Origin of the sequence: Cupriavidus neocaledonicus, from assembly GCF_000372525.1 — a bacterium.
GTDB classification, from domain to species: Bacteria; Pseudomonadota; Gammaproteobacteria; order Burkholderiales; family Burkholderiaceae; genus Cupriavidus; species Cupriavidus neocaledonicus.
Genome location: NZ_AQUR01000060.1, coordinates 19345 through 31710, shown reverse-complemented (window position 1 = coordinate 31710; position 12366 = coordinate 19345). Strand labels below are relative to the sequence as shown.

5 protein-coding genes are annotated in these 12366 nt (G+C 55.3%); 2 read left to right on the top strand and 3 right to left on the bottom strand.

All coding sequences use genetic code 11. The features are described 5' to 3' along the window. Nucleotides 1-230: 230 nt before the first annotated feature. Both A3AG_RS0101690 and A3AG_RS0101685 read left to right on the top strand, forming a co-directional pair. The gene (locus A3AG_RS0101690; RefSeq protein ID WP_196813391.1) at nt 231-1490 is read left to right on the top strand and encodes a DEAD/DEAH box helicase; all 1260 of its coding nucleotides are present in this window, start codon (nt 231-233) and stop codon (nt 1488-1490) included. 359 nt (nt 1491-1849) lie between these two features. Then, nucleotides 1850-2749 carry an 8-oxoguanine DNA glycosylase OGG fold protein gene (locus tag A3AG_RS0101685; protein ID WP_018003842.1) on the top strand — a complete coding sequence of 300 codons (900 nt, stop codon included), beginning with the start codon at nt 1850-1852 and terminating at the stop codon, nt 2747-2749. Nucleotides 2750-3289: 540 nt separating this feature from the next. Here the strand turns inward: A3AG_RS0101685 and A3AG_RS32915 are convergent. From A3AG_RS32915 to A3AG_RS0101675, 3 genes are all read right to left on the bottom strand, one after another. Next, nucleotides 3290-6454 (bottom strand): N-6 DNA methylase, encoded by a 3165-nt coding sequence (locus tag A3AG_RS32915; protein ID WP_115671136.1) that lies wholly within the window; start codon nt 6452-6454, stop codon nt 3290-3292. Nucleotides 6455-7267: 813 nt separating this feature from the next. After that, entirely contained in the window at nt 7268-10258 is a 2991-nt protein-coding gene (locus A3AG_RS0101680; RefSeq protein WP_012354402.1) for a restriction endonuclease, read from the bottom strand. A 14-nt stretch (nt 10259-10272) separates the two neighbouring features. Beyond that, complete coding sequence (locus A3AG_RS0101675; protein WP_012354401.1) at nt 10273-12330, bottom strand: site-specific DNA-methyltransferase; 2058 nt, start codon at nt 12328-12330, stop codon at nt 10273-10275. Between the last annotated feature and the right edge of the window lie 36 nt (nt 12331-12366).

Below are 12366 nucleotides of genomic sequence, written 5' to 3'. Positions count from 1 at the left end.
CGGCCTTGGCAGCGGCAATCTCCTGGGTATGCTGTTTGCGTTTGGACATGTAGAGGCTAACCTGTTGGTCGGTAATACGGGTTCCAGACATGGACTGACCGCTTATTGATGCGATCAGCCATCGTAGAACCCGGCCAACTCGGCGCCGCCGGTGGCGGAAACTCTCCGGCGGCTACGCCGCCTCCGAGTTCCCGCCACCGGCCAAGATGTTTGTCGCTACGCCGGACAAAATGATTGTCGCCGCCCACAAGGCGCTCGTGGTCGTCCCGACGACGCTACTGACTAACTGGGCGAAAGAGATCCAGCGCTTTGCCCCCGGCCTCACGTACGGCATCTTTCACGGCGCAAAGCGTGAGCTCAAGGCCGACCGCCCGGACGTCACGATTACTACCTACGGGGTGATTCGGCGGTCCGCAGCCATGCTCGCCGGCATGCAGTGGCACCTGCTCGTCGCCGATGAAGCGCAGAACATCAAGAACCCAGCCGCGGCACAAACCAAGGCGCTCAAGTCCGTCCCGGCCACCAACCACATCGCCATGAGCGGGACGCCAGTGGAAAACCGCCTGGCGGACTACTGGAGCATCGTTGACTTTGTCAATCCGGGCTACCTGGGCACGCTGAAACAGTTTGAGAAGGAGTTCGCGACGCCGATCCAGGTGCACGGGGATCATAGCGTCGTGGATCAATTCAAACGCGTGACGGCACCGCTCCTGCTGCGTCGCCTCAAGACCGACAAGACCATCATCAACGATCTCCCAGACAAGATCGAGCAGGACCGCTACTGCGCCCTGACAGACGAACAAGCGGCCCTGTACAAGAGGGTGCTGGATAGCGAACTGGAAGCGCTCGAAAACGCGGAGGCTAGCATCTCGCGCCACGGCCTCGTCTTCCGGATGACGATGGCACTCAAGCAGATCTGCAACCACCCGACCCAGTATCTCAAGTCTGGGGTTTTGCACTCGGGGAAATCCGAGGCGCTCTTTGAGTTGCTCGACTCCATCTATGAGCGCCACGAGAAGGTGCTCCTGTTCACCCAATTCCGGGAGATGGGCGAGATTCTCGCCGATTGGCACCAGTCGCGATACGGCCTTGCTCCGCTCTTCCTGCATGGAGGCACCACAACCACCCAACGCAATGCCATGGTCGAGCGCTTTCAGACCGACCCGGTGCAGCGCATCATGCTGATTACGCTCAAGGCCGGCGGCACGGGCTTGAACCTGACCGCCGCCTCCCACGTAATCCATTACGACTTGTGGTGGAATCGCGCCGCCGAGAATCAAGCCAGTGATCGGGCTTGGCGCATTGGGCAACATGCGAATGTTCAGGTCTATCGCTTCATTACCCAAGGGACTTTCGAGGAACGGATCAACGAGATGATTCAAGGCAAAGGCGCGCTTGCGGATTTGACTGTGGGAGCCGGCGACGAGTCGCTGGGAAGCCTCAGCAACGCGGAACTGCGCGACCTGTTCTCCCTGCGTCGCGGCACTTGAGTCGCCGATGCGATGGCCCGCTTGCCACGCGCGGGCCACCAGATTCCCGGGCATCGCAGAGCGGCAGGCTTGACTTCGCCGCGAACTAGGCTATTCTTACGTTCCCTTCCTAGGGAAGCAGGCAAAGACACCGCATCGCGGTCCATAGGGTTCGACTACATCAAGTTGGTGTAGAGGGCATGCACAGCCCAGTCTGACACTTCGTCAGGCCTTCGAATCGATAGCCCATATAGGAAGGATTCTTGACGATGCCGGCACACTTACGCCCGCATCGTCAAGAGTCCTTCCGATGGCTGTCTTGGATCGCGGGCATGGTGCCTGCGACACAGCTATCGGCTTATTTCCGCAAGGAGACAACGATGCCTTTGTCGCACCCCACCCCCGCAAATTCGACGCCACAAGTCCAGCCTCCGATCTGGGTGGCACAGCACGTTCTCGAGCGTCTGTTGGACCCGGACCATGATCCGGTGGACTGGATCGCCTTGTCGGCGATCGAATGGCTCGAACGGCTGAAGCTGCCCGAAACGTCGATTCTGGAGGCCGCCAAACAATCTGGCTTTCCCGAGCTTTATCGCCCTCTGAACCGGTACGAACTCCTCGACTTCTGCGCACGCACTGATGTCCCCTTCAAGTGGCGCTTCGCAGCGATGATGGCGTTTGGCGGAAGGTCCCGCAGGAAGGCGACCGGCTGCGCCCTCTGGGCGTGCGTGCCTGCCATTGAAGCGCTCGCCAAAAAACTGCCGACGATGACTCGCCGGCAGGCCTACCGTGCATTTCGCTATTTGATCGCGTCCGCCCAACTCGAAGGCATGGGCCCGTCCTTCTTTACGAAGGTGATGTTCTTCTTCGGGTGCTCGGGCGCCTATATCCTGGACCAGTGGCTCGCCAAGTCCATCCTGGCGCTGAACCGGGCCAACTGGACTGTAGGTGCAGACGGCGAGCCTGTGTTCGCGATCGCTGCGGATAACTACATCCGTCTTGTCGCGGCCAGCAAACCTGCCGCTATCGACCGGACGATGACCGAAGACGATTACGAGAAATACTGCCTGGCCGTCGAGTCCCTTGTCGCGGTCCTCGGACGCAAAGACGGCGCCGACACCGAGCGCTGGCTGTTCTCTCAGCCGCAGTCGGCATGGCGCCGCTTCTTGGCGAAGCTGAGTTGGAAGCGCCCGGATCGCCGTCTCAGCAAGCCGGCACCGCAGCCGCCCTCCAGCGTTAGCCGGCCGATAGCCGCTCGTGGAGATCAAGCATCGCTGTGATCTCGCCTGGCTCGAGGCTGTCGAGTCGGGAAATGACCATCGCCCGCGCGAAGGCCAGGCGGGGTATGTTCTCCGCAGTCGATCGAGTTCTGGACTGACCCGCTCAGGCAAACAGTTAGCGACTGGACTGAAGGTGGGGGCATCGTACTTTCCGTGCATTTTCTGGCGGTATGACCCCGAAAGCTTTTGGCTATCAAGGACTTACGGATGCACCGTCGGCCCGTGATTGATTGCACCGAGAAACCTTGCTGCGGGCGGCTCTGCGGTCCGCTACCGCCATTTTTTGCATGGAAAGTACGATGACCCCTTGCTGGCGCAGACGCACGTCGGCCGCCTTGTCATGGAAGCCGAAGGATTAGATCGTCTGACTCAATGCTGGAGGCGCTGCTGTCGTCGAGAGCTCGCATATCTAATCCAATCAGGCGTACGACGCGGCTGCAGGCACGACTACCCTAGCCAGCCGCGGCGTGCCCCAACTGTTGGCGCTACTTGGGCGGGCGCGCAATTACGCCAGACATCCACTTGCGCCAATCAGCCCGCTTAGTCGAACAGTCCAGGCAATCGGGGCTGGCGGCTTCTTTTTTTTCCTCGGCGAGCCGCAGCGTCAATGGATCGTCCTGTAGACAGCACCGATACGATCTCGTCTATTTCTTGCATCTCTCCAGACAGCATTTCCCGAATCCGAGCTCGTAAACGTCCAAGTCCTCGGGCGGATGCATCATGGGCGATCTCCTTCTCAAGGTACGTGCTGATCGACTGACCACACTTCCGGCCAAGTGCAGAGAGTCGCTTATGCATCTCATTGCTGGCGTCATATCGAGGGAACGGTACCTTTACGATCAGCTTATGAATATCACGCGCTCCGAAAAGTCCTCTAGATTGAAAATCCTTAATCTGAAAGTTAGCAAAATCAGAATTAATGAATGCTGACACATAGTCGGCTTCTGTTCTGGTCCCGAACTCAGCCCAATATGTCTTGTGTTCGGCAATGAAGGGCGCATCAAAATCCTGTCGGTCTACCACCGCGGCGCAGGCATCTTGTCCCGAAGACGTATAGATAACAAGGTATCGCGCAGATGGATTCTGATCGGTCAATTTGTTTTGCCAATTTAGCCATCGAAGCAGTCCAATTCCGTTTTTCCTATTTTTCTCCGTGCGGTGCTTATCCCAGAGGTGTTCTGCCTCAGAGAACCAAGCCGCGGCGTATCTTGAACGCCTACCCAAAAGATCGGCATTATTTAAGAGACTGAATGAAGTGGCTTCCTGATCTGACCCATTCTCAGTAATTGGAAGTGCCACGATGGGGGGGGAGAAAAGCGCGAAGGGTACGAGATTGTTTGCGATGGCTGTCCTGAAGATATAGTCGCCCTCAATTCGACCCGTTAGGGAATGGTTTTTCCAAGGCGCCTTTGCCTCTCGGGCCGCTGCCGTGGCGGTTCTGACAGACCAAGTGCGCCCGACAAAGCCGCCACCATCATAATCCGTTTCCAGATCAATGAAAAAGAAATTGCGTGGAACAACCGTCGCCCCTTGCGAGAATTTCTTCTCATATGCATTAGTGCCTATTGACTGCGTGGACCCGCCCACAGTAAACGCCGAGCGTGCGCCCGACGCACCTAACGTAGACAAGTGCCATGAAACGTCTTCTAGGCGGATGAATCTTGTAGCGTTCCCCCAATGTAGATGCTCGCGAGGTAGCTTTCCTTCCAGTCGCTTCCCAGGAAAAGTCGGAAGAGAAACTCGCCGCCGGAGGTTATCCGATGCGCTGTGTTTGAAGAACATAACGCATGAGGGAACACGGAAAAGTGGACTTACGTCGTTCAAGTCCCACAATTCCTTTAACTCGAGGCTGCTTACGGTTCCTCTCCGAATATTTTCATGTTGGGAAGCAGAAACGAAGCTCCTTGGCAGTACGAATGCAAGTGTTCCACTAGGTTTCAGAAAGTAATTGACCGAGTGTGCAACAAAGATCGCGGCGATTTCGAGGTGTGGGATATCAGCCCTTTTTGGGGGGGTGACGTTATAGTGATCTGCCAATCCCATTAGCATCTGTTGATAATCGGAATTGGTGACGTCCGCATACGTTAACCATGGCGGATTTCCCAAAATTAGATCGAACTGACCGCGCAAGAAAACAGGCTTATAGCTATTTTGAAGAATAAACTTCCAAATCGAGTCGCGCCCGTTAATGCTTGCTTCCTTCATGCCCCTGTACACGAAATACAAATCGTGCTTGAGCTGGTCGGTAGCCCCATCCAATGCGGAAGTCGCCAGCTTGAAAAACCTCGATTGGGCAATCAAGCCTTCATGCTGTCTCACCAGATCGTCGCAAAATGTAATGAGGGAATCAAATTCATCTGGGCCGGCTATTCTAGCCACATTTAGAGAGTACTGACGGTTGTCAACGCTAACTTTGAATGTGGATTCAAATAAGTCGGCCGATGTTTCCGGGACCAGTAGGGAGTTTGCCAAATAAATATGCAACGTTACTGGGTCATTTGATTGGGCAATCAGCTTCCCCATCGCGATGATGATCGTCGTTTTTGCGATCTGTACCGAAAGCGGGTGAATGTCGATTCCCACAACTCTTCTCGATATTGTGGTAGCGTCAATCTGAGGCGATTCATTTCGCATCTTCGCGATTGCGGCGCGCAGGAATGACCCGCTGCCACATGCGGGGTCTAATACTCGATACGTCTCGGTAAATCGGGTTTCTTCGACGATCTTTTCACACAGCCAGTCCGGTGTGTAATATTCTCCGAGTGCGTGACGAGTATCTAAATCAACAAGTTCTTGATAAACACCCTTGAGAATGTCTTCCCGAACATCAGTCAAGTCGTACTCGCCGATCCGATTATTAATTTCGCGGAAGGCAGGTTTTAGGCGGGAAAAATAGGGCTCAGCGTTTACCCAATGAAAGAAGTCGTCCTCGATAAATCTTTCAACGTTAAATTTCGCGAATTCCTTTCCGCTGAGGATGGATTTAACTCTTTGATCCCCTCTGGCGGTTTCCTCCGCTATGACCGAAAACGCGATTAATTTTGCAAAAATAGATAGATACGTGTGAACGAGGAACATTCCCGGTGAAGCATCGAACCGTCCATAAGCAACGCTAAGAAATTTTCTCCACTGATCAAGTGCCACCTGAAGTTCTGAGTGGTGAGAAAAATCTTTAATGCAGTCAAATAAGAAACTGATTGAATTGATGAACGTAGATGACGTATCACCAAAATCGGAACGGATACTTTCTAGGGTCGCAATCTTTGGCTGAGATGCGAACAGAATTTCATCGAGAAAAAACGGGAATTCGCCCAGGGATTCCTCGGTTAGATCAAATTTTCTAATCTCTCGGAGTGAATAATTTGATGTTAGAGAGAATTGCCCCATTTCCAAGGTGGACCAATCAGGGGCATATATTCGCCACTTGATTCCGTCGGTTGCGATAAGAATGAAGCGGTATTCTTGACCGGAGCGCCAGTTACCCGCAAGATATTCCTCTAGCTGTTCCATAGCGTGCTCACCGGTACGCGACAGGTCCTTTTCCCATTCCACAATGACGGTATTCGTCTGGGTGTCTGCCCGGCCGCGGCTCGCTTTGCCGCCACGAACAACGTTGGCTACGGTCCTCTCAGCACCGAGTGAAAGTGCGGCGATTAGTTCCTGCGCACCGAGGTCGTGCGCGAAGACGGCGGAGAGATATTGCAAGAACCGCTCCTTCTTAGCTGCCTCGGTGTTCGCACGACGCAAATCAGCTAGCAGCCTCCCACTCAGCGAATTCCCAAATGTAGACTGATTGTTCGACGATTTTTGCAAATTACCCTCTCGCTCTCATGTTTTGTCGGACTGCCGTCCCTAAATGATAAAGCTGTAGGCCGCCAGGTTCTCTCGGAGGCAGAGGTTTTTCAACACTCTGCTCAAAAAAATGACGAGGCGACAGCTGCGGCCAACAGAGTCCGAATTGGTGCACTTCGGGCTCGAAGCGGGCGGCTACGCAAGTAGCGGTAGCATTCTTAGCGGGAACGAATTCCATGGCCGGTCCGTACGAACGTTTCAAGTAGGATGCTGCTGGCCCTTCTTAAGCAGGGCGGGTTGCTGATGAACTTGATCGAGGAACCATCGCGCCATGCCATCCCATTCGTGTCGCCTTCTGGATGAAGGGTCCACTGCAATTCTTCGAGGGTCCAGTTGGACTTGCTGCTGTTGGTCAGCATTGAGCCGCATGCGAAGTTCGTCCCTTCCCTACACGCTCGCTTGCTAATCCACCGCGGCCCACGTTGCTCGCCACCCTGACTCCGCCAGTTGCGCCGCCTTTTTGTGCGGTGGGTAGCCCCGCTGAACTCGGCCGCGCACCCCTGCTGCTCCATCGCCGCCGCGGACGTTTGATTATCGAACTGGAACACCGCCTTCCAACCCATGCTGCCTTCTCGTCGATCATTCTGGGTAAATCGCCCGCAATCACTTTCATGGTGCTGACGGGTTACTGTGAGCGACTAGCGCCGCAGAGCGCGGCGCGACGAATTAGGCAGCTCCAGTCAGTACCTCATGGATGTTCGTCGCCGCCTTGAAGTCAACGCCGAGCGCCTTGAAGTGTGCTTTACCACACTTTATTCTCCGGTTCTCACTGTCGCGGAGCTTGTCGGAATCGAGCGTGCTCTTCGTTTCGCGGACAAGGTAAAGTTTCCCATCGTCCTCGAGGACGATCGCCCAGTCGGGGTTGTAGTTGCCGATCGGCGTCGGAACCTTGAATCCCCGCGGGAGCTTGCAAAAGAACTTTACTTGGGGATCCCCGTCGAGCCGTTCGGCCACCGTCCGCTCCACTTCCGAATCGAAAGAAATCCAGTCATACGGCGTCCTTGGCACTTCGGTGCCGTCCGGGAGAATTCCGGCCTTTTCTTTCACCGCGTACAGCCTGTCGAGGTATTCCTCAACTTCTGCCTCTTCAAACAGGCGCATTTCGTATGCCTGACCGGCAATCGGCTCGTACTTGATCCCGTCAACAATAAGTTCGTGGAGGGCTCGGTTGATTAGCTTGGCGCATTCCGTCATGAAGGCCTGCGGATTTATCCCGAAGTAGTTGAGTTGTCCGCAATCCTTAAGGATACGTACGAGCGTTCCGCGCGTGAGCTCGGTTTCGCGTTGAAGGAATGCAAGTATGTCCGGAAGCGGCTGCTCGTTGGCCACGACATATGTGCGGTTGCTCGTCACGAGCCCGCCGTCCACCCCGGCTTCGGTGATGTCGACTGATCGTTTCGTGACTTCTATCCGGACGGCCTTGATCTCAGGCATGTCTCGCATCTTTAAGATAGCCTTCGCGATCAGCTCGTCGGTTTGGAATTCCACCGAGTAGCGAGTTTTCCGACTGATCTTTTCCCAGAGAATCTGGAACTCGGGATTGAGTTCGACCCGCTTGTTGTACTTGACTGACTCGCGCATTCGGGCGTCCTTAACGAAGTCGCGGGGGACGAATCGGTTGAGACGGCCTACCACGGCAGCCTCGAATCCCTCGGCGGAAAAATCCAGGGGTAGATTCAGGGTGAAGCCTTCAGAATTCGGCTTGAAGGCACTTTCGAAGTCGCCGTTTCGGTCGAGGAACCCTTTGGACACAAGGTGCTTCCAGATTGCCTCGGATTGCTCCTCGGTGAGTTGGGCAGTTCCTTCCGGGTTGAGCAGAGGAGTGAACGCCAGTTTCGGAACCCGACCAAAACGGAAACTTCCGTCCGGGTCGATGGCCTTTTCAATGTCGGCCTGAAGGCCCTTGGCGTAGTCTTGAAAAGACTCGTTCGCGATGACCGTCAAGCGGTTGATCTGTTCGTTGAAGATCCGGTCCCCGTCTTTGTTGACGGGAAGGCGAAGTCCGCGGCCGAGCGTCTGGCGGCGTTCATTTTCAGTTCCCATCTCCCGGAGTGTGCAGATCTGAAAGACGTTCGGGTTATCCCAGCCTTCTTTGAGTGCCGAATGACTGAAGATGAAGCGGAGTGGCTCCTCCGGGTCGAGCAGCCGTTCTTTGTCCTTCATGATCAGCTCGTACGTCTCGTCATCCTTGGCGGTGCTGCCGCTCGTGTCCAGAAGTGTGACGACCTTGCCCTTCCTGCGGTCTGCCGAGAAGTAGCCGTCGTGAACCTGCTCGGCTGAGTAGGTGAGCACGCCCTGGTAAATTGACTTGGCAGCGACCTCTGCATAGATCTCTTCGAACCACTGAGAGACCTTTCCATTGCACCGGTTCCCTTCGTCGTCATACTGGCGGTAGCTGCCGACCTGGTCGAGGAAGAACAGCGACAGGACCTTGATCCCGAGCGCCTTAAATTTCTTCTCTTTGGCGAAGTGCTCTTCGACGGTTTGTCGAATCTGATTCTTCATGCGCTCGTCGGCCATGCCCCCCGTTTCCCGCGATAGCTCGAGGATCTGCCCATTTCCAAATTCGATATACTCGCTTCCCGGTTCGGCGCTGATGTTGGTGACCTGATACCCCTCGTAGTCGGAGCGGTTTGTGAACAAGGATAAATCCGCGCCGTGCTTGAGCGTGACTGGTTTCTCCCGCGGTCCGTTCGAGGTATCTTCGAAAACCGTGACCTTGGCCTGAGGCGTTTTGGCCCTTCCCGGATAACCAATCCAGTCGAGGCGGACCATCGTCCGGTTGAAGTCCCGTACGGGATTCGCATCCACGACTTCGATTTGCTTGACTAGCCGGAGGTCATATGCCCGAATCGGGTCGAGCTGGTAGAGCAGGTTGTACGGGTGGACGTGCGTCGCCGAGTAGCGCAGGCAGAGGAGCGGATTTAGTCCAGCGATCGCTTTTTGGGATTTCGCGGTGGTATCGACGCTCTGCGGCTCGTCAATTATGACTATCGGGTTCGTTGCCCGCACGAAGTCGATCGGCTTGCGGCCCGACATTCGATCTTGCTCCTGATGGATCACATTTCCAGCTTTTTCCGCATCCTTCGCGAAGGCTTGGATATTGATCACCATGATCTGGATCTCGTTGTTTACGGCGAACTGCCGGACGCGGCTCAGATCCCTCGAGTTGTACACGAAGCTGTCGAACGCGACGTTGTCATACAAATCTCGGAAGTGGTCCCGCATCAGCACGAGAGAAGTCGTGACGCCTTCGCGAATCGCGACTGACGGGACGACGACGACGAATTTCCGGAAACCATAGAGGCGGTTCAATTCAAACACAGTGCGCAGGTAGACGTAGGTCTTCCCGGTACCGGTCTCCATTTCAATGGAGAAATTCGGGAAATCGTACGGGCCGCCTTCTTCGATCAAGGCTCGGGATTTCGGAACGTTGTTGCGTGCTTGGACAGACTGCAAGTTTGCAAGAAATTGCGTCGGAGCCAACGGCATTATGTTGCCGATCCCAAGCTCGGCATGTTCGCCGCCGAACATCGTTTCCGTTCCGAGCGTGACGGAATGGCTATCCTGGCTGAACGCCATTCCCTCGAACAGGTCCGTTACGGCGTTGAACGCGTCGTGCTGGTACTCCAGCGTTGAGTCAAATTTGAGCTTCATCGTAGAGCCCTGGGTTAAACAGTGCGAAATACGATCTGCGAGGCTTTCTCGCGGCCCTGGTTGCGCGCGGCGAAGGTCTGAACAGCGTTTGCCTTTAGCTGGTCGTTGCCGCCGAAGGCCGAATCGAGGCAGAAGAAGTGCATCGGTTCTGCTGCGGCGACAGCATCGATCAGTTCCTTCGTGATCCTGTGGGCTAGGCAGATCAGTAGCGCGCCGCTTGCTACTGAATACAAGGGAAGGTCGGCCATCTCCACGGTTTCTACCTTCGCCGTTGGGCGGAAGCCGGCTTTCAGCAGGATCTCGAAGAGAAGGGCTTCCTGGGAGGCCGAGGGATCGACGTGCTCGACATGGAGTTCAAGTTGTTCAGCGATCTGGTCGACCGTAGCGTTCGCTCCAATCTGTTGCCATCGGCGGAAGTTCGACTTGTCCAACTTGAAAACGCGGAAACCGAGGTCAGCATCGGAAGAAGTAAGCTCTGCCTGGCGTGCATCCTCTCCGGAATAGCGGTCGAGGGCGCGCCGCAGGCGCGATTTGCTGATTTCTGCGATGTTCTCAGGAAGGCCGTTGTCCCGACAGAAACTTAGCCCCTCCTTATGCTCCTTGACGCTCGCGTCCAAGCGCTCGGGAAGCTGGACCATGATGAATTTGCGTTTGGCCCCATCCCTGGCATTCAAATCCATGACGGCTTGGGCCGACGCGCACGAGCCGGCGAAGAAATCGAGAAGGATGTCCCCGTTGTCTAACTGAAAATCGAAGATGTACGCGAGCAGTTCGTAAGGCTTGGGGTTTGTGAACACCTTTCGATTTCCCAGCAGACGGCCGATCTCGTTAGCGCCGGCACGACTGTCCAAGTGGATGACGCTCGACAATTTCTCCTCGAAGTCTTTGAGGTATTCCTTGATCTGTACGATTTGGGTATGGTCGTCACCGAAAATGATCTTCTTCTGCTGAATAAGCTCCTTCATCCGCTCCTCGGGAAATCGGTACCCATTAGCTGGCAAGACGCAGTTTTCGCCTGTTTCAGGATGCTCGACCCGGTAGACATATCCGCCCGGCTTCGGGTTATGGACCTTCCGAGATCCTGTATATACGCCGTCATTGTCGACTAGGTTGTAGTGCGTGATGGACGCGAGCGATTCGGAGTTGTCCTTGATGAATCGGCGGAAGTGTTCCTGGATCACCCCTGGACTGGAGTACACGGGGCGCAGTTCTTCGTACTTGGCTAGCATCATGTCCTTTGCGTCGCTTACCCGGCTCTTCCAAACGGCGGGGCATCTGGAGATATCCTTCGCGAAACAAACGATGTACTCGTGCTCAACGGCAACCCTAGTCGGGTTGTTGTCTGTGGCGCCTTTCCAAACAATGGTGGCGATACGGTTCGATTCTCCGTAGATCTCGTCCATCAACCGGTTGAGGTTCTCGATCTCGTGCTCGTCGATCGACACGAAAATCGTCCCATCCTCGGTAAGAAGGTTACGCGCCAGGTAAAGACGCGGATACATCATGTTGAGCCATTTTGTATGGAAGCGCCCTTCGCTCGCTGTGTTCGTGGCGAAACGCTTGCCTTCTTCGTCCGTGAGTTTCGCGTAGGCGAGATACGTCTCGAGGCTCTCGGAGTAGTTATCAGGGTAGATAAACTCATTGCCGGTGTTGTACGGCGGGTCAATGTAGATCATTTTGACCTTGCCGTAGTACGACTTCTGCAGGAGCTTGAGGACCTCGAGGTTGTCACCCTCTATAAAGAGGTTGTCGCTGCTGTCCCACCGAACAGACTCCTCCGGAACGGGTTTGAGTGTGGCGTATGACCGGTGTTGAATAGTCTTCAAGCAGTCCTTCTTGCCCGGCCAGTCCATCCCGTAACGCTCCCTTCGTGATTCGAAGACCTCCGTGAAGGCCCCCAACTCCGCCTTCAGCCTTTCGAAATCGACACTAAAGACGAGCTCGTCGTGATCGTTCTTTGTCTCGGTAAAGACCGACGGGAAAAGGTCACGGAGCAGGGCGCGTTTATCTGCGGCAATGTCGAGAGCGCCGCCATCGAGCGGAACGGGGAGTTTTCTGGAAATGTCGTTCATGCCAATCTTATTTAAATGTCTTCAATTCGGAGGGCG